The following is a 15,674-nucleotide window of genomic DNA, read 5'->3' on the forward strand; positions in this document are numbered from 1 at the left end:
AATCTCACAGAGTCCAGGGACGCCTGCGCACGTCGTCGTCCCACCACACCCGCAACCACGACCGGTGGTCCATCCTGACGACCTCATCAAACTCCGGATGCGGAGGATGGGGGCTCCAGCGCCATTCGTCGGGAGTGAACCACGCGTACCCCCCCTTCATCCTTCGGCGTTGCGGGAATGTCTCGACCGCATGGCTCAGCCGCATGCAGAAGTTCCGGAACGGCACAAGCGGCCGGGGGACATTGGACACGACCGACGCATAGCAGTACCACTGGCCGACTTCTCCGATGACGTTGCCGCGCCGCCTCCTCAATCGCATTCGATCTTCGCCCTCGCCTCGTAGTACTCCCCCTTCGGAGAGGAACGGTACTCGTTGCCGTCTGCCGCGACCCCGGTAACGACCGCGAGAGCACGCCACGTCCCGCTCTCGCACCTGTCATGGGCGACCACGAACTTACGCCCCGTCCTGCCAGGAACGATCATGGAACGAGACCTCTGCTTCTGCTCCCAGTCTCCCCACGGGCTCTGGCGAGGCGGGCGGCGTCCCTCATAGGGCCAACGCTGGAGATCCATGAGCAGGTGGTGACTTCTGGGCTTCGCGTTCAGGCATCTCACTTCGAGGATTCCATGTACCCACTTGGCGTCCTGCGATCGGAAGACGCCCAGTTCCTTCCACTTCATCTGGCAGGAGTACGCGCCGCTCATGGGACCTCGACCGTTGGCATTACCGCATTCCTTGGCGCCCGTGATGGGCAGGATCGCGACGACAAGGGCGACGGACGTCCATCTTGTCCGCCTGAGTTGCAATGGGGGACCTCCCGAAGGAAGACAGCGGAGACGAGGGGAACCGGCGTTGCGAACGCGGCGGCACCCCGACAACCAGGATGATGTCACAATCCGCAAGTAAATGAATGCGATCCGTACTGAATCTCGGAGTTCGGGTGCACCCGAGCCATCCCGCTGGCCCGTTTGGTGTGCCTTCGCGGAGAGTGGGGCACGGCATCAATGCCCCGGCCGCCTCACTGCTCGCGCGACGCGACAGCCACCCTGGCGCGCCCGGACGATCTGGTGCGAGCGTCAACCACTCGCTCGCAGCCCCCGGATTCTCGCCGCCTGGACGTCCTGCTCGTTTACAACCGCATCACGCCGACCCTCTGAAGCAACATCGGCGGCACCCTTTCTTTCGCGAAGCGGCAACCGGCCCGGTGCGCCCGGACGGTCGGCTGACAGCCCCCACCCCTTCGCGGACGCAGGCCACCCCTTGGACTCCCCGGGACTAGATGCCGTGGCGGTCAGACCTCGACCGCGGCGTCCTGAACGGCAGAAGCCTCCAGCCGCCTCCTGGTCTCGCGATGCGACGGCTGACTGGGACGCCCGCACGGTCGATGTGGAGGCGGGGCGTCGACGGCGGAGGGCTTGTCAGTGGGGGCGGTCCCGCTGAGGTGTTCTGTGCTCGCGTTTCAGCCCTTCCACCTGGAAGGTTGCGCCGTTCTCGACAACGGCCGGACGCACTCTCTGCGGGGCAGCAGGTGCGCACTCTGGCGCGTGGTGTGACCGGACGGCTACATCGTCTTCACCTGAATGTGCGTACGCACGGAATTTGCACGTTCACCGAAGAGAGCAGGGCACGGATCGTTGACGTGAGATAGGTGGATGCTATCTCTTCATAAGCAACGATCTAGATCATGTGATATTCGTGTGTGAGGCGTGGCCCGGTCGCGCTTTTCGCAAGGCTCGGCGCTCGCCGCGTCCCCGCAGATGCGTCGGTCGGCGACCGTCGGTCGGGGTCCTCGGGTGCCGCTGCGCGTCTGGTTCTGCGGAGCGCGTGTCCGGCAACGGGACGTGGGCCCGTGACCAGGCGAAATCGCGCCGAAGTCGGATGGCCGGATCCGGTCAAACACCGGCGTTTCCGCGGTGATCCTAATCTGTCGGGCGTAGAAGCTATGTCGGATATGGCGAGAGAAGTAACATCGCGCTGTTGCCCACCGAACAGCGGAAGTCAGGAGCGTCATGACGGAACGCGCGCAAGGGTCTGAGCTGCCGCCCACGTCGAAGATCGACACAAGCGTGCCGCATTCGGCGCGGATCTGGAACTACTGGCTCGGCGGCAAGGACAACTATCCCGTGGACCGGGAGGCCGGCGACCGGTACCGGGAGAAGGCACCCGGCATCGTCGACATGGCCCGCGCGTCCAGGGTGTTCTTGACCCGCGCCGTCCGGTACGTGGCCGCCGAGGAGGGGGTGCGGCAGTTCCTCGACATCGGCACCGGGCTGCCGACCATGGACAACACCCACGAGGTGGCCCAGCGCGTCGCCCCCGACGCCAAGATCGTCTATGTGGACAACGACCCCCTGGTGCTGGTGCACGCCGAGGCGCTGCTCACCAACACCACCCCCGAGGGCGTCACCACCTACATCGAGGCCGACCTGCGCGAGCCGGACACGATCATCGCCAAGGCCGGCAGGACGCTCGACTTCGGCAAGCCGGTCGCGCTCATGCTGATGGGCATCCTCGGGCACATCGAGGACTGGGACGAGGCGAAGGCGATCACGCGGCGGCTGCTGGACGCCCTTCCGTCCGGCAGCTTCTTCATCCACTACGACAGCACCTACGTGGTCCAGGGGGAGGCGCTCCAGCAGGCCCAGCAGGAGTACGACGACACCGGCGCGGTGCCGTACGTGCTGCGCCACCCCGCCCAGCTCGCCGAGCTGTACGAGGGGCTCGAACTCGTCGAGCCGGGCCAGGTGTCGTGCCTGAAGTGGCGTCCGGAGTCCACCGCGCTGGGCGAGCCGGAGGACGTCGACGTCTACGGGGCCGTCGGGCGCAAGCCCTGATCACAGCAGGCTGCGGCCGATGATCTCCTTCATGATCTCCGTGGTCCCGCCGAAGATCGTCTGGATGCGGACGTCCTGGTAGGCCTTGGCGATCGGGTACTCGGTCATGTAGCCGTAGCCGCCGTGCAGCTGGACGCACCGGTCGACGACGCGCTTGAGCAGTTCGGTGTTCCAGTACTTGAGCATCGCGGCCTCTTCGGCGCTCAGCTCGCCGCGCGATTCCTTGGCGATGCACTCGTCGGTGAACGCGCGGGTCACGGTCAGCTCGGTCTTCATCTCGGCGAGCGTGAAGCGGTTGTGCTGGAACTTGCCGATGGGCCGGCCGAACGCCTCGCGGGTGCGGCAGTAGTCGAGGGTCTGCTCGAACGCGGTCTCCGCCCCGGCCTGGGCGCTGACGCCGATGGACAGCCGTTCGCGGGCCAGGTTCTGCATGAGGTAGATGAACCCCATGCCCTCCTCGCCGAGGAGGTTCTCCTTGGGCACGCGCACGTCGTTGAAGAACAGCTCGGCGGTGTCCTGGGCGTGCATGCCGACCTTCTCCAGGTTGCGGCCGCGTTCGAAGCCCTCCATGCCGCGCTCGACGACGAGCAGGCTGACGCCCTTGTGCCCGGCCTGCGGGTCGGTCTTGGCGACGACGATCACCAGGTCGGCCAGGATGCCGTTGGAGATGAAGGTCTTGGAGCCGTTGAGGACGTAGTGGTCGCCGTTGCGGACCGCGGTGGTGCGGATGCCCTGCAGGTCCGACCCGGCGGCGGGCTCGGTCATCGCGATCGCGGTGATGATCTCACCGGAGCAGTAGCCGGGCAGCCAGCGCCGCTTCTGCTCCTCGTTGGCCAGGCGCAGCAGGTAGGCGCCGTTGATGTCGTTGTGCACGGCGAACCCGGGGCCGGACGCGCCGGCGCGGGCCAGCTCCTCGTTCAGCACGACGTAGTAGCGGTAGTCGGCGATGCCGCCGCCCCCGTACTCCTCGGGGACCTCGATGCCGAGCAGGCCCTGCCGGCCCGCGGCCAGCCAGACGTCGCGGGAGACGATGCCGTCCCGCTCCCACTGCTCGTGGTGCGGGGTGATCTCCTTGGCGATGAAGGACCGCACCATGTCGCGGAACGCCTCGTGCTCCTCGGTGAAGATGTCACGCGCCATCCGTGTCCCCGGCTCCCTCGATAAGTGCTTGCTGATACGACGTCAATGTAACACTAGGACTGTCACATAGGGGGAGGGGGCCCGGGCGGTGCACGACGAGGAGCTGACCGTCGACGAGCTGGCCGCGCGGGCCGGGCTCACGGTCCGGACCGTGCGGTTCTACGCCGGACGCGGGATGCTGCCGCCGCCGCGGCTGCGCGGGCGCACCGGCCTGTACGGGCCCGACCACCTGGCCCGGCTGGAGCTGATCCGGGAGCTGCAGTCGCTGGGGCTGACGCTGGCGGCGATCGAACGGCACCTGGCGCGCCTGCCCGACAACGCCTCCCCCGAGGACCTGGCGCTGCACCGGGCCCTGCTGTCGCCGTGGGCCCCGGAGGCGCCCGAGGAGATCGACCGGCACGAGCTCGACCGCCGCACCGGGCAGCGCCTGGACGACGCGGCGCTCGAACGGCTGCAGGCCCTCGGCATCGTCGAGCCTTCGGGGGACGGCCGGGTGCGCGTCGTCAGCCCGGCGCTGCTGGGCGTGGGCGCGGAGCTGGCTGGCCTGTCCATGCCCCTGGAGACGCTGCGGGCCACCCACGAGGCCGTCGAGCGGCACACCCGGGCGCTGGCCGCGGAACTGCAGCAGGTCTTCCAGGACACGGTCGTGCGCCCCTACCGCGAACGCGGCCGCCCGCCCGAAGAACGCCGGCGCCTGATCGAGCTGTCGGGCAGGCTCAAGCCCCTGGTGATCCAGTCGCTGGTCACCGCCTTCCGCCGCGCCGTCGACGACGCCATCCGGGGGCAGGTGACCGCGGCGGAGTGAGGATCACCCGCCCGGCCGGCCGGGGCCGTCCCCCACGGGATCACGCGTCGCGCCACTCCTGGTCCTCGTAGTCGACGAGGCGGGGGTGGGCGAGGGTGTTGACGTCCACGTCGCGGTGGCGCAGGTCCTTGCCGAAGACGGTGGCGGCACGCAGCACGTCGGAGTCGAGGAAGCGCAGCGGCGGGGCGGCGGAGGCGAGGGTCAGCGGCGGGCGGGCCGTGCCGGGGGCGGCCAGGACGAAGCCCCAGTCGCCGAAGCTGGGCACGTCCACGTGGTAGGGGACGGTGGCCAGCCCGGCGGCGCGGATGGACTTCTCGATGCACCAGAACGAGCGGGGCGCGAAGTACGGCGAGCCGGACTGCACCACCATCCGCCCGCCCGGCGCCAGCACCCGTTCGACGAGCCCGTAGAACTCCACCGAGTACAGCTTGGCCGTGGACACGTCGTCGGGGTCCGGCATGTCCACGATCACCGCGTCGTACCGCCGGGACGCGCCGCGCAGCCAGGAGAAGGCGTCGGCCTCGACGGTGCGCACGCGCGGGTCGGCGAAGGCGTGCCCGTTGAGGTCGGCCAGGTCGCGGTAGGTGCGGGCCAGGCGGAGCATCTCCGGGTCCAGCTCGACGAGCGTCACCTCGCGCACGTCCCGGTAGCGCAGCACCTCGCGCAGCGCCAGCCCGTCGCCGCCGCCGAGCACCAGCACCCGGCCCCGGGCGCCCGCCAGCGCCGGATGCACCAGCGACTCGTGGTAGCGATACTCGTCGACGGACGAGAACTGCAGGTCGCCGTTCAGGAACAGCCGCACGTCGGCACGGCCCGACAGCGTCACCTTCCTGGTGATCACGATCTCCTGGTAGGGGGTGCGCTCGGCCAGCGCGATCGGGTCGCGGTACAGGGCCTGCCGCGCGGTCACCTCGAAGCCGTCCGCCAGGGCGTAGGTGGCGCCGAGGACGGCCAGCACGCACGCCATGCCCGCCCACAGCCCGGCGCGCACGCCGCGTTCCAGCTGCCGCCGGAACAGCCACAGCACCACGGCGATACCCGCGACCGCGTTGACCACGCCGACGACCAGGGCACCCTTGATGTGCCCGAACACCGGCAGCAGCAGGAACGGGAAGGCCAGCCCGCCCACCAGCGCGCCCACGTAGTCGGCGGCGAACAGGTCGGCGACCGCGCTGCCCGCGTCCTGCCGGCGGATCCGCTGCAGCAGCGTCATCAGCAGCGGGATCTCCGCGCCGATCAGCGCGCCCACGATGAAGGCGACCACCACCAGCGCCGGGACGTACAGGTCCAGCCAGGCGAACGCGGCGTACAGCGCGGGCACCGACAGTCCGCCCGTCACCGCCAGCGCCGCCTCGACCAGCGCGAACGCGGTGACCGGGCGGCGCTGCAGGGGCTTGGCGGCCAGCGAGCCGACGCCCATCGCGAACACCATGACCGACAGCACGATCGACGCCTGGGTGACCGAGTTGCCCACCAGGTAGCTGCCGAGGGCGACCAGCGCCAGCTCGTACACCAGCCCGCACGCGGCGCAGGCGAACACGGCCGCCAGCACCAGGGCGCGCGCGGCCCGGGCGGGCAGCCGCAGCCCCCCGCCCGCGCCGGCGCCGGCGGCCCGGTCCGCGTGGCCGGCGGTCAGGAGACCGCCCCGGCCACGATCGCCGCGACGGCGAGGTCGGCGGCGGCCACCACCCAGCCCGCCGGGTGCACGCCGGCGCCGTCCACGAGCTTCGCGCCGAGCTTGCCGGGGGTGAGCAGGTCCAGCAGGTAGAACGCGATGACCATCAGCACGATGCCGAGCAGGCCGTAGACGGCGGTGTCGAGCAGCCCCTGGCCGAGGTCGTCGTCGCTGGTGACGATGGCGGTGGTGACGATCATGCCGACGCCGAGCAGCTTGACCGACAGCAGCAGCGCGGCGCCGCGGTTGCCCTCGGTCCAGATCTGGTGGCCGAGCCGCCCGGGGGTGGTGACCTCGACCACCAGGTAGCCCAGCGCCATCAGCGCGATGCCCAGCGCCCCGTAGGCGAGCGTGGCGCCGCCCTCGTGCAGGATGTCGTTCAACGGTTGCTCCTCACTTGCCCGACCCGGGGCCGCCGCCGCGGAAGGACGCGCCGCCGCTGCTGGTCCAGCCGTTGCTGCTGGGGCTGGACCAGTGGCCGCTGACGTGGCTGTGGTACCGGCTGTAGCCGGTGCCGGGAGAGTCGACGGTGATCCGGCTGCCCGTCCCGTCCGGCAGGACGCCGACGACGAGCTTGGGGTAGCGCAGGAAGATCCCGCCGTTGCGGCCCAGCGTGGCCAGGTCGTCCACCCGGTCGATGGCCTTGTGCTTGGCGGTGATCTCGTTGGCGACGGTCTGCGGTGGCTTCGGCGAACGGTAGGTGTCGGCGGCCACCAGGGTGTACCGGTCGGCGATGAAGCCGCGCGGCCCGCCGTCCCGCGCCAGCACCGCGATCAGGACGATGAGCGCGACGACGGCCGCCGCCACGCCGGCGATCACCCAGTGCCTGCGTCTCACGATGTCCTCACCAGCCGACTGCGCGTCATGACGATCTCCCGGGTCTGCGGGTAGGCGTGCCAGGTGCGCCAGCCGATTGCGGCCCCGGGCGCACCGGTGTCGTCGAGGGCCAGCGCGGTGACCGCGTGGTCGGATCCCGGATAGGTTCCGGTCAGCGCGTCGGGGCGGCCGGCGAGCCGGTCGCGCAGCGCGTCCACGGCGCGGGCGAACGCGGCGTCGTCGTGGACGGCGGTGCGCGCGGCGAAGTCGTAGTCCCATCCGGGCAGGGCGTCGCGCATCCGCGCGGGCAGCGGGCGTGCGCCGTCCGGCAGGTCGCAGGCCACGGTCTCGCTGAGCGGGCCCGCGATCACCTGGTGGGACGCGCCGAGCAGCCGCAGCTGCACGCGCAGGCCGGAGCGTTCCAGATGCAGGACGGCCAGGGCGTCGCGCGGCGGCAGGCCGACCGCGAACGCCAGCGCGTCGGCGCGGGTGTCGGCGTAGGGGGTGTCGAGTGCGGCGAGCAAGGTTCAGCTTCCCGGGTAGATGGTCAGCGCGCCGTTCGGCACCCGCTCGCCGGTGCCCATCTCCCACTCGGCGCCGCCGAACCGCTCGAACGACAGGTAGCGGCCGCCGGGGGCGGTGTAGTCGACGTACTCCACCCGGCCCCGGTCGCCGAGGCCCGTGGTGCCCTCGCTGCCGTACTCGGCGGTGCCGTGCTCCTCGCGGTGGTACTCCACGCCGTCCACGGTGAGCGTCCGGCGGTCGGGGCGCAGGCCGCCGGGGTCGCGGGCGGTCCACCAGACGACCTCCAGGTCCGGGTCCTCCTCGACGGAGATCCAGATCTTGGCGCCCTCGGCGGTGTCGGCGTCCAGCAGGTGCTCGCTCCAGGTGAACCCGCCCTCGCGCATGCGCAGCGAGCCCCGCACGAAGTACCGGACGCCCAGGTACTCGACCATGTCACCGGCCTTGAGGGCGCGCGGGTCGCCGCCCGCGGCGTCGGCGGCGGCGAACGGGTCGCGCGGCGCGGCGGGGGCGGTTCCCGGCGCGGCGGGCCCCGGGCTTCGGCGGCGCAGCAGCATGACCAGCAGCACGGCGATGACGACCAGGGCGGCGAGAATCAGGACGAGCAGGACCGCGACCGCTGCTCCGCCCATGCGGACCTCCACGGATTCGACGACAGCGCCGGGATGGACCTGCGGATCCTACCGATACCGGTCACGCAGGAACATCGGCAGCATAGACGTCACCGCGGTCACATCGGTTTCAAGCCGCATGTAACAGCTGCGTCGCGGCATGCGGCGCCGCGCATGCCCACGCGCCGGCGGCGGAAGACCGCGGCGCAAGAGCACGCCGGGAGGCCGCGGCGGGAGGCAAGGCCGAACACCAAGGCCGAACACCAAGGCAACACCAAGGCCGAAGACCGCGGCGGGAGGCCGCGGCGGGCCGGGGGTCAGAGGCGGGAGACGGCGGCGGCGACGCGTTCGTCGGTCGCGGTGAAGGCGATGCGGACGTGCCGCGCCCCGCCCCGGCCGTAGAAGTCGCCGGGGCCGACGAGGATGCCCAGGTCGGCCAGGTAGCCGACGGTGTCCCAGCAGGGCTCGTCGCGGGTCGCCCACAGGTACAGCGACGCCTCGGAGTGGTCGATGCGGAAGCCGTGCCGCTCGAACGCCTCGCGCAGGGCGGCCCGGCGGCGGGCGTAGCGCTCGCGCTGGGCGTCCACGTGCGCGTCGTCATCGAACGCAACGGCCATCGCGGCCTGCACCGGCGCGGGGACCATCATCCCGGCGTGCTTGCGGACCTCCAGCAGCCGCTTGACCAGCACCGGGTCGCCGGTGACGATCCCGGCCCGGTAGCCGGCCATGTTGGAGCGCTTGGACAGCGAGTTGACCGCCAAAAGCCCCTCGTGCGAGCCCTCGCACACGTCCGGGTGCAGGATCGAGATCGGCCGCCGGTCCGGGTCGTCGTCCCAGCCGAACTCCAGGTAGCACTCGTCGCTGACCACGATCGTGCCGCGGCCGCGCGCCCAGGCCACCACCTTGCGCAGGTGCTCGGCGGGCAGCACCCGGCCGGTCGGGTTGGACGGGGAGTTCACCCAGACGATCTTGGGGTTGACCGGGCCGAGGGACAGCAGCCCGTCGGCGGGCACCGGTTCGGCCCGGGCCAGGCGGGCGCCCACGTCATAGGTGGGGTAGGCCAGCTCGGGGAACACGATCCGGTCGCCGGGGCCCGCGCCGAGCAGGGTCGGCAGCCACGCCACCAGCTCCTTGGTGCCGATGACCGGCAGCACCGCGTCGGGGTCGGCGCCGGTCACGCCGAGCCGCCGCCGCAGCCAGCCCGCGACGGCCTCGCGCAGCCGGGGCGTGCCGTAGGTCTGCGGGTAGCCGGGGGCGTCGGCGGCCTCGGCCAGCGCCGCGCGCACGGGTTCGGGCGTGGGGTCCACGGGGGTGCCGACCGACAGGTCGACGAGCCCGCCGGGGTGCGCGGCGGCGCGCTCCCGGTAGGGCCGCAGCCGATCCCACGGGAAGTCCGGCAGCGTGAACACCACAGATGGCTCCGTTTCTGCGACAGGCGTATGGCCGGCGTATGGCAGGTGTACGGGTCGGCCGGGTGTCGGCGCGGCGCGCTCCGGCGTCCGGGGCGGCGGCGCAGGGGCGGGCGATGGGCCCGCTCGACACGAAGGCCGTGGCCCCGATGTCGGGGCCACGGCCTTAGAGCGTACGCGACCGGTGCCGGTCCTGCGCGCACGGGTCCCACGCCCCCGGCCCCTGTCATCCAGGTTTCCGGGGGTTCGTCCCCGTGCGGGTGCTCCGGGCCCCGGCGGCGGACGGATGGCCGCCGTGCAGGGCGCCGTGCCCCGGTCGGCCGCACGGCGTCGGCAGGGGTCGTTACTCCCCGCCCTGCGGAGGCAGGGCGGCCACGATCGGGTGGTCCCTGTCGATCTTGCCCACCTTGGAGGCGCCGCCGGGCGAGCCGAGCTCGTCGAAGAACTCCACGTTGGCCTTGTAGAAGTCCTTCCACTGCTCGGGGGTGTCGTCCTCGTAGTAGATGGCCTCCACCGGGCAGACCGGCTCGCACGCACCGCAGTCGACGCACTCGTCGGGGTGAATGTAGAGCATTCGCTTCCCCTCGTAGATGCAGTCGACAGGGCACTCCTCGATGCACGCCTTGTCGAGCACGTCCACGCAGGGCTGCGCGATGACGTAGGTCACGTCAGTGACTCCTCTCGGATCCTTCGGCCCCGCCGTACGCCACGGCTCACCGCAAGCTCGCTGTGAATAGTATTGCCACCACGGCGTAGTCGATTCGACATGGGGGTCCTCACATGTCAGACCGTCGCGCCGCTCGGCCGCTGGTGTCGATCACACCGGCCGACGCGGGGCAGCGGATCTCGCTGCGCCGCCGGCTGCCCACCGGAGAGTACAGCGACGTGGTCGGCGTCCTGGAATCGTGGTCCGGCCGCCTTCTGCGAGTCCGCCGGCGGCACGGCGAGGTGGTCGAGGTGCCCGAGGACATCGTGGTGGCCGCCAAGGTCGTCCCGCCCGCGCCCCCGCCGCGCCGTCCCCGCGGCTGATCGTTTCCCCGCCGCGCGGGCCGCGACACGCCGGGACGGGCCCGGGCACGGCAAAACCTCGGTGAAGCGCTTTTCGGACTCAGCGTTCGGCGTACCGGCGGCCGGGCACAAGGCGGCGGCCGCCGAACAGCTCGGAGACGGTGACGAAGGTGAAGCCGCGTTCTCTGAGCCCCTCCAGGACGCTCGGCACGGCGGCGACCGTGGGCCGGTGGATGTCGTGGAACAGCACGATGCCGCCCCGGCGGGGCTCGCGGACCCCGGCGGTGATGTTGCGCCGGACGTCGCGGTGCAGCCAGTCCAGGGTGTCGACGCTCCACAGGATCAGGGGCATGTCCACGGCGTCGGCCACCCGCTCGTCGACGGCCCCGTAGGGCGGGCGGAACAGCACGGGGGCGACCCCGGTGACGTCGTGGACGGCCTGCTGGGTGCGCCGCACCTGCGCCCGCACCTCCCAGGACGGCAGCGTCGTCAGGTCGGGGTGGGACCAGCTGTGGTTGCCCACCTCGTGCCCCTCCTGCACCATCCGCCGCACCAGGTCGCGGTGCCCGGCCACGTTCTGCCCGAGCAGGAAGAACGTGGCGTGCACGCGGGCGGCGCGCAGCTGGTCGAGCAGCCGACCGGTGTAGGCGCCGGGCCCGTCGTCGAAGGTCAGCGCGACGCACTTGCGCACGGAGCAGTCGACGCGGGCGGGCGGCGGCGCGGGCGGCTCCTCCTCCGGGGGCGGCTCGGGCTCGTCCGGCTGCGGCACGATGTGGTTCTCGTGCGCGGCGGGCGTCGTGGCCGGGTCGGGCTCGGCGGAAGCGGAGGCGGAGGGCGTCGGGTCGCCGGTGCGGCCGCCGGCGCCCCTCGCCCTGGACGGTTCGGCGCGCTTGGCCGCGGACTGGGCGCATCCCGCCGCGAGCACGAGCCCGAGCAGCACAACGACGACACCGGCCCTGCCTCGCACCACGCCCCCCGGATCATCCCGCCCTGTCGCTGGGCGCTGCATACCCCCCGAGGGGCTCGGCACACCCCGACTTTCAGGCCCGAACCGGCCAGTCCGGGACCTCGGGCGGCAGATCGGTCGTGACCTTCATGGGGAACGCGGCGGCGCGCTTCTCCAGGAACGCCGTGACGCCCTCGCGGGCGTCGGGGGCGCCGCCCAGCGCGGCCATCAGCCGGGAGTCGTTGGCGTGCGCGTCCCAGGGGGACGGGGCCGACAGTCCCGACCACATCAGGCGGCGGATCGCGGCGACCGAGACGGCGGAGGTGTTGTCGCGGATCTCGGCGGCCAGCTCGTAGGCGGCGGGCAGCAGGTCCTCGGGGGCGACCACCCGCGACACCAGGCCGCCGCGCAGGGCCTCGTCGGCGCCGAACACCCGCCCCGTCACCGCCCACTCCATGGCCTGGGAGATGCCGACCAGGCGCGGCAGGAACCAGCTCGACGCGGCCTCGGTGACGATGCCGCGCCGGGCGAACACGAACCCGAACCGGGCGTTGTCGGCGGCCAGCCGCACGTCCATGGGCAGCGTCATGGTGACGCCGACGCCGACGGCCGCGCCGTTGTACGCGGCGATGACCGGTTTGAGGCAGCGCGCGATGCGCAGCGCGACCGTGCCGCCGCCGTCGCGGGGCGTGCCGTCCTCCAGCACGTCGTCCTCGCCCGCGAACATCTCCTGGGTCTTGCCGCGGTCGAAGGTGTCGCCGCCCGCCCCCAGGTCGGCCCCGGCGCAGAAGGCCCGGCCCGCCCCGGTCACCACGACCGCCCGCACCTCGTCGTCGGCGTCGACGCGGTCGAAGGCGTCGAGCATCTCGTTGCGCATGGTGTGGGTGTAGGCGTTCAGGCGTTCCGGCCGGTTGAGCGTGAGCGTGGCGATCCCGTCCCGCACCCGGTAGTCGATCTCGCTGTACGACACCTTGCGTCCCCTCTCCGGAGAAGTTTCCGAACAGGATTCTAGAAAGCCGCCGGTGCGGCGCGGGCGGCGGGCGTCGGGAGCGGGCCGGGTCAGGAGCGGGCCGGGTCAGGAGCGGGCCGGGTCAGGAGCGGGCCGAGGGGAACAACCGATAGACGACCTCGCGCCGCCACTGGTCCACCGCGCCGGTGAAGCCGCCGGGCGGACCGGGCACCAGGTGGTCGCCGTCGGACGTCAGGCGGAACGCCACGTTCGGTGCAAGTTGCACGTCGCCGGGAGGCGGGCCGCCGGCCGCGGCGACGCGTGCGGCCAGCGCCGCCAGGATGCGCGCCCACCCCTGCCCGAGATAGGGCGGCAGGCCGGCGGCGCGCAGCTCGGGCAGCCTGCGCAAGGCCAGGCCGCAGGTGCGAAGCTCCAGGCCGTCGGGGTGCTCGGCGCCCACGACGCGCACCTCGCCCGATGTCACCGCGCGTTCGTCCATGCCCACGACCGTACGCCGCCCGCGACACTGCCCGGCGGACGGCACGCGCCGTGGCCGGATGCGTCGCGGTCCGTGAAGCAGGTCACTGTACGCCGTCCACGTGGTGGAACGCCACCCCGCAACTGGCGGTTTGTCGGATAAATTACGACGGTGCAATGGGCCGTCACGACGTACGACTCCGTCTTCGGGTACGTCTCCGCGCACGGCGCGCCCCTGGTCGATCTGCTCGACCCGCAGCCCGGTGAGCGGATCATCGACCTGGGCTGCGGCACGGGCGCGTTCACCGCGGAGATCGCCGAACGCGGAGCGGAGGTGCTGGGCATCGACGGCAACCCCGAGATGGTCGCCCAGGCCGCGGCGCTGAACCCGGGGCTGTCCTTCGTGGTCGGCGACGCCCACACCTTCACCGTCAGCGAGCAGTACGACGCCGTCGCGTCCAACGCCGCCCTGCACTGGATGAACCGCGACCCGGACGCGGTGATCGCGCGGGTGCATGCGGCGCTGCGACCCGGCGGCCGGTTCGTCGGCGAACTGGGCGGTGCGGGCAACTGCGCCGAGCTGATCGCCGCGATGCAGACCGCCTGGCGGGTGTTCGGGCTCGGCGAACCCGAGCTGCCCTGGTACTTCCCCAGCCCGGCCGAGTACGCCACCCGCCTGGAGGCGGGCGGCTTCACGCTGCGGCTGCTGGAGCACGCCGACCGTCCCACCCGCATGACCGAGGGGCCGGACGGCGCGGCCGACTGGGTCCGCACCTACGCCGCGGCAGCCCTGGCCGACGTGCCGCCCGACCTGGTCGAACCGCTGCTGGCGCGGATCAACGAACTGGCCGCGCCGGCGCTGCGCCGCGAGTCCGGCTGGGTCGCCGACTACGTGCGGCTGCGCTTCGCCGCCGTCCGCAAGGCCTGACGCGGCGGCCGCCGCGCCCGACCCGCCGCCCGGCTTCTAGCCTGGGGGCATGCTGCGGCTGTACGACCATCGCACCGGGCGGCCCGGGGAACTGGCGCGCGGCCCGCTGCGGGTACACGTCGCCGCCGGGGCCGACCGGGCGCTGATCATCGCCGATCTGCTGCGGCGGGTCGCCGAGCGCACCGGCCGCCGTCCGGCGGTGGTGACCCGCGCCGAGGGCGTCGAGCCGTCCGCGCACGCCTTCGCCGACCTGCACCTGCCGGACTTCCCGGTGGCCGACGCCCCGGCCGCGGACGGGGCGGTGTTCATCGGGCCTTCGCCCGGGCCGAGGCTCTCCCTGCTCGTTCCGGACGCCGCGCCCGCGGGCAGCGACGCCCTGAGCCTCCGGCTGGCGGTGCTGCGCGTCCACTACCGCGAGCCGGCCGAATTGGAGGCCCTGAGCGAGCGCGCGGCGGCGGACCTGTCGCGCTGGCGGGCGCTGATGGCCGAATGGGCCCGCTCCCCGGGCCGTCCCTTGGACCGCGCGTACGCCACGCGGGCGCAGGAGGCCCTCGCCGACGATCTCGACAGCCCGACCGCCCTGGCGACGCTCGACCGGCTGGCCGAGGATCCGGACGTGGCCCCCGGCGCCAAGCTGGAGACCTTCATCCATCTGGACCTGCTGCTCGGCCTGGACCTGGTCTCCCAGATCGGCTGGGGGTGAACTGCGGCTCAGCCGGGCGGCGGCGGGGCGTCCCGCACTTCCGCCAGAACGCCCTCCGCGACCAGTTCACCCAGCGGCCGCCGGAACACGTACGCCCTTCCGCCGCCGGGCTGGTCGAACCAGGGAATGGCGACCCCCGCGAGCGCCCGCACCGGCCGCTCCACCCGGTACAGGTGGTACGGGCGGTTGGCCCAGTCCGGCGGCAGCGACCGCTGCCCGAACGGAATCCTCGCCGTGTAGGCGACGTTGCCGTCGGCGTCCCCGAACCGGTCCACGGTGTCGCCCACCTGCAGCTCGATCTCCAGCATGTCGCGGAACAGGCTCAGCGGCGGCTCCCCCTCCAACGGTTCGTATGGCTGCTCCACCATGGTGGGCGGCGCCTCGGCAACCGTCGGCGGCGCGCCCTGCGGCCCAGGCACATCGACGGGTGAGGCAGGCGCGTCGACCTGCGTGGCAGGGACGTCCACAGCAGGGACACCCCCTTGCGGGGCAGACGCGCCGGCAGGCGGGGCGGGAACGTCGGCCTGCGGGCCGGACACGTCGGCAGGTGGAGTCGGAACACCAGCCTGTGAGGTCTGGACACCCGCAGGCGAGGCCGGGACATCGCCCTCCGGGGCCGGGACGCCGGCTTGCACAGCGGGCATGTCGGCAAGCGGGGCAGAGACGCCGCCCTGCGGGGCCGAAGCGCCGGTGGGCGGGGCCGAGACGTCGCCCTGCGGGGCAGGCATATCGACGGGTGAGGCAGGGGCATCGGCCTGGGGGCCCGACACGTCGGCAAGCGGGGCCGGAACACCGGCCTGCGGGACAGACACACCGGCAGGCGGGGCCAGGGCATCGGCAGGCGCAGAAG

18 protein-coding genes are annotated in these 15,674 nt (G+C 72.4%); 5 read left to right on the forward strand and 13 right to left on the reverse strand.

Annotated features, from left to right (window positions below; all coding sequences use genetic code 11):
• Window positions 1-309: 309 nt before the first annotated feature.
• Window positions 310-705 (reverse strand): hypothetical protein, encoded by a 396-nt coding sequence (locus QSK22_RS00605; RefSeq protein WP_285491884.1) that lies wholly within the window; start codon window positions 703-705, stop codon window positions 310-312.
• Window positions 706-2,010: 1,305 nt separating this feature from the next.
• On the opposite strand from QSK22_RS00605, the gene QSK22_RS00610 reads away from it, so the two are divergent.
• Window positions 2,011-2,835 (forward strand): SAM-dependent methyltransferase, encoded by an 825-nt coding sequence (locus QSK22_RS00610; RefSeq protein ID WP_285491885.1) that lies wholly within the window; start codon window positions 2,011-2,013, stop codon window positions 2,833-2,835.
• Here the strand turns inward: QSK22_RS00610 and QSK22_RS00615 are convergent, their stop codons facing one another.
• Window positions 2,836-3,975, reverse strand: coding sequence for an acyl-CoA dehydrogenase family protein (locus QSK22_RS00615; protein WP_285491886.1), 1,140 nt, complete (start codon window positions 3,973-3,975; stop codon window positions 2,836-2,838).
• Window positions 3,976-4,063: 88 nt separating this feature from the next.
• Here QSK22_RS00615 and QSK22_RS00620 point away from each other — a divergent pair, with 88 nt between their 5' ends.
• Window positions 4,064-4,780 carry a MerR family transcriptional regulator gene (locus tag QSK22_RS00620; RefSeq protein WP_285491887.1) on the forward strand — a complete coding sequence of 239 codons (717 nt, stop codon included), beginning with the start codon at window positions 4,064-4,066 and terminating at the stop codon, window positions 4,778-4,780.
• A 40-nt stretch (window positions 4,781-4,820) separates the two neighbouring features.
• Here QSK22_RS00620 and QSK22_RS00625 read toward each other — a convergent pair whose 3' ends face one another.
• From QSK22_RS00625 to fdxA, 7 genes are all read right to left on the reverse strand, one after another.
• Complete coding sequence (locus QSK22_RS00625; RefSeq protein ID WP_502872259.1) at window positions 4,821-6,365, reverse strand: polyamine aminopropyltransferase; 1,545 nt, start codon at window positions 6,363-6,365, stop codon at window positions 4,821-4,823.
• Between the two features lie 47 nt (window positions 6,366-6,412).
• A complete protein-coding gene (locus QSK22_RS00630; RefSeq protein WP_285491889.1) occupies window positions 6,413-6,838 on the reverse strand; it encodes a DUF350 domain-containing protein in 426 nt (141 codons plus the stop codon).
• A gap of 10 nt (window positions 6,839-6,848) precedes the next feature.
• Window positions 6,849-7,292, reverse strand: a complete 444-nt coding sequence (locus QSK22_RS00635; protein WP_285491890.1) for a DUF4247 domain-containing protein — start codon at window positions 7,290-7,292, stop codon at window positions 6,849-6,851.
• Window positions 7,289-7,795 (reverse strand): DUF2617 family protein, encoded by a 507-nt coding sequence (locus QSK22_RS00640; RefSeq protein ID WP_285491891.1) that lies wholly within the window; start codon window positions 7,793-7,795, stop codon window positions 7,289-7,291. The genes QSK22_RS00635 and QSK22_RS00640 overlap by 4 nt, the downstream gene beginning before the upstream one ends.
• A gap of 3 nt (window positions 7,796-7,798) precedes the next feature.
• Complete coding sequence (locus QSK22_RS00645) at window positions 7,799-8,425, reverse strand: DUF4178 domain-containing protein (protein ID WP_285491892.1); 627 nt, start codon at window positions 8,423-8,425, stop codon at window positions 7,799-7,801.
• A 296-nt stretch (window positions 8,426-8,721) separates the two neighbouring features.
• On the reverse strand, window positions 8,722-9,813 hold the full coding sequence (gene dapC / locus QSK22_RS00650) for a succinyldiaminopimelate transaminase (RefSeq protein ID WP_285492372.1): 1,092 nt from the start codon (window positions 9,811-9,813) through the stop codon (window positions 8,722-8,724).
• Between the two features lie 343 nt (window positions 9,814-10,156).
• Window positions 10,157-10,480, reverse strand: a complete 324-nt coding sequence (gene fdxA, locus QSK22_RS00655; RefSeq protein WP_285491893.1) for a ferredoxin — start codon at window positions 10,478-10,480, stop codon at window positions 10,157-10,159.
• A 113-nt stretch (window positions 10,481-10,593) separates the two neighbouring features.
• Here fdxA and QSK22_RS00660 point away from each other — a divergent pair, with 113 nt between their 5' ends.
• On the forward strand, window positions 10,594-10,842 hold the full coding sequence (locus tag QSK22_RS00660; RefSeq protein ID WP_285491894.1) for a putative acetyltransferase: 249 nt from the start codon (window positions 10,594-10,596) through the stop codon (window positions 10,840-10,842).
• Window positions 10,843-10,921: 79 nt separating this feature from the next.
• Here the strand turns inward: QSK22_RS00660 and QSK22_RS00665 are convergent, their stop codons facing one another.
• From QSK22_RS00665 to QSK22_RS00675, 3 genes are all read right to left on the reverse strand, one after another.
• Entirely contained in the window at window positions 10,922-11,791 is an 870-nt protein-coding gene (locus tag QSK22_RS00665) for a polysaccharide deacetylase family protein (RefSeq protein ID WP_285491895.1), read from the reverse strand.
• Between the two features lie 70 nt (window positions 11,792-11,861).
• On the reverse strand, window positions 11,862-12,737 hold the full coding sequence (locus tag QSK22_RS00670) for a crotonase/enoyl-CoA hydratase family protein (protein WP_285491896.1): 876 nt from the start codon (window positions 12,735-12,737) through the stop codon (window positions 11,862-11,864).
• A 121-nt stretch (window positions 12,738-12,858) separates the two neighbouring features.
• Entirely contained in the window at window positions 12,859-13,215 is a 357-nt protein-coding gene (locus QSK22_RS00675) for a hypothetical protein (RefSeq protein WP_285491897.1), read from the reverse strand.
• 150 nt (window positions 13,216-13,365) lie between these two features.
• Between QSK22_RS00675 and QSK22_RS00680 the strand changes: the two genes are divergently transcribed.
• Together QSK22_RS00680 and QSK22_RS00685 are read left to right on the forward strand one after the other, a co-directional pair.
• Window positions 13,366-14,121, forward strand: coding sequence for a class I SAM-dependent methyltransferase (locus tag QSK22_RS00680; RefSeq protein ID WP_285491898.1), 756 nt, complete (start codon window positions 13,366-13,368; stop codon window positions 14,119-14,121).
• A 49-nt stretch (window positions 14,122-14,170) separates the two neighbouring features.
• On the forward strand, window positions 14,171-14,824 hold the full coding sequence (locus QSK22_RS00685; RefSeq protein WP_285491899.1) for a hypothetical protein: 654 nt from the start codon (window positions 14,171-14,173) through the stop codon (window positions 14,822-14,824).
• An 8-nt stretch (window positions 14,825-14,832) separates the two neighbouring features.
• Here QSK22_RS00685 and QSK22_RS00690 read toward each other — a convergent pair whose 3' ends face one another.
• Window positions 14,833-15,192: a TNT domain-containing protein gene (locus tag QSK22_RS00690; RefSeq protein WP_285491900.1), complete on the reverse strand. Its 360-nt coding sequence runs from the start codon at window positions 15,190-15,192 to the stop codon at window positions 14,833-14,835.
• Window positions 15,193-15,674: the final 482 nt, after the last annotated feature.

It is taken from the genome of Actinomadura sp. NBRC 104425 (genome assembly GCF_030269545.1).
GTDB lineage: Bacteria > Actinomycetota > Actinomycetes > Streptosporangiales > Streptosporangiaceae > Spirillospora > Spirillospora keratinilytica.

Coding starts and splice junctions, on each gene's coding strand:
- QSK22_RS00610 (WP_285491885.1), top strand. CDS start 2,011: ATGACGGAACGCGCGCAAGGGTCTGAGCTGCCGCCCACGTCGAAGATC.
- QSK22_RS00685 (WP_285491899.1), top strand. CDS start 14,171: ATGCTGCGGCTGTACGACCATCGCACCGGGCGGCCCGGGGAACTGGCG.
- QSK22_RS00615 (WP_285491886.1), bottom strand. CDS start 3,975: ATGGCGCGTGACATCTTCACCGAGGAGCACGAGGCGTTCCGCGACATG.
- QSK22_RS00675 (WP_285491897.1), bottom strand. CDS start 13,215: ATGGACGAACGCGCGGTGACATCGGGCGAGGTGCGCGTCGTGGGCGCC.
- QSK22_RS00645 (WP_285491892.1), bottom strand. CDS start 8,425: ATGGGCGGAGCAGCGGTCGCGGTCCTGCTCGTCCTGATTCTCGCCGCC.
- QSK22_RS00605 (WP_285491884.1), bottom strand. CDS start 705: ATGAGCGGCGCGTACTCCTGCCAGATGAAGTGGAAGGAACTGGGCGTC.
- QSK22_RS00690 (WP_285491900.1), bottom strand. CDS start 15,192: ATGGTGGAGCAGCCATACGAACCGTTGGAGGGGGAGCCGCCGCTGAGC.
- QSK22_RS00660 (WP_285491894.1), top strand. CDS start 10,594: ATGTCAGACCGTCGCGCCGCTCGGCCGCTGGTGTCGATCACACCGGCC.